At 50.7% G+C, this 1,576-nt stretch carries 2 protein-coding genes; both read right to left on the reverse strand.

Annotation, left to right across the window (positions count from 1 at the left end; translation table 11 throughout):
- On the reverse strand, positions 1-780 hold a 780-nt coding region (gene istB, locus F3H12_RS13055), incomplete at its 3' end, for an IS21-like element helper ATPase IstB (protein WP_149679747.1).
- Positions 777-1,576 (reverse strand): IS21 family transposase (istA, locus tag F3H12_RS13060; protein ID WP_149679748.1); only part of this gene is annotated, 800 nt, incomplete at its 5' end. The genes istB and istA, both read right to left, overlap by 4 nt.

Raw genomic sequence — 1,576 nt, forward strand, 5'->3', positions numbered from 1 at the left:
AAAAAATTGACCCACCTTTGTGCCTTGTGTCGAATAGATTCCGGTTTTTAGTTTGTCTTTCAAGCGGTAGCTGTTTCCGCGAATATTGATGACATGGCAGTGATGCAGCAGCCTGTCTAGAACCGCTGTCGCCAGGACAGGATCGCCCATTAGTTCATCCCACTCACCAATGCTTTTGTTGCTTGTCAGAATCATGCTCCCTTTCTCATAGCGGGCACACACTAGCTGAAAAAACAGATTCGCTGCCAGAGGGTCAAGCGGCAGATACCCCACTTCATCCACAATCAGAAGGCGAGGCCTTAAATACACCCTCATACGCTTATCAAGACGATTCTCTTCATATGCTTTCCTCAAATCGTTGATGAGCTGCGTGAGAGAGACAAAATAGACCGGCAATCCTTGCCCAATGGCTTCCATGGCAATAGCAACAGCCAAGTGTGTCTTGCCAACTCCAGGAGGGCCCAGAAACAACACATTTTCATGTCTTCCAATGAAGGTCAATCCTGCAAGCTCCCGGATGAGCCGTTCGTCAATTCCTGGCTGAAAGGAAAAGTCGAACTCGCTTAAGGTGCGGCGGTAGGGCAAATGCGACAATTTCATGCGCACCTCGACGTTTCGGCGTTGGCGCTCCTGGAGCTCTGCTTCCAACAGTTCATTAAGAAAAGACAAATACGTGTTTTGACTACGACTGGCGGCTTCAATAATGGCTTCCAGCAATTGAGCGGCTTGCCACATGCCTAGCTCTTCCAGCCGGTGGCGGGCTTGTTCCAGCTCTATCATGCTCCCACCCCCGTCAGCCGTTCATACATATCCAGTGGGCGTACTTCCACGTCTTGAACCGGAATCTGGATGCCCAAAGGCTTAGGATATGCATACCCTTGGGCTGTGCCCAAGTTCGCATACTGCTGTTCACACATAACCCACATCCGCGATTGGGAATGTTTCTTGTGCTGGGCAATCAGCTCTTTCTCCCAGTAAATTTCTATGAACCCATTGATGTCCCGTACTTTCACTTCCCGTCCGCTGTACTGCCATGGTATGCCATATCGCACACCATCATAGCTCACAAATCCATCCCGGCTTGCCTTTCGGACTTCAAACCTGTACTTCGCCAGACGATCCGCAGGCGGAAGTGTTCCAAGCTGCTCCTCAACCAACCGATCGATGGGTCTTTCTCCGGTCGTCCCGTGAATACGTCGGTTCTGTTCATCGCACCACTGTCTCGCTTGACGATTCAGGTCCTCCACATCCGTGAATCGTCTGCCCGGCATGAAATTTTGTTCTATGAACCGGACCGTCCGTTCCACCTTGCCTTTTGTCTGTGGCCGCCTCACGCGACAGACTTTGGGAACCATACCAACCGTTGCGGCAAAGTCTTCAAACAGCGGATGCCAACGGGGCTTTCGATTATCCCCCATGCCCAGTATGACCGTTTTCATTTGGTCGGTCAGCATTGTTTTCGGAACTCCGCCGAAGTACTCCAACGCGTTTACCATGCAACGTAAAAAGCTGTGAATGTCACATCGTTTTGTAAATTCGATGTACATAGCGCGAGAGTAGCCCAGTACCATCGCAA

Origin of the sequence: Thermoclostridium caenicola (genome assembly GCF_900142095.1) — a bacterium.
GTDB lineage: Bacteria > Bacillota > Clostridia > DSM-8532 > DSM-8532 > Thermoclostridium_A > Thermoclostridium_A caenicola.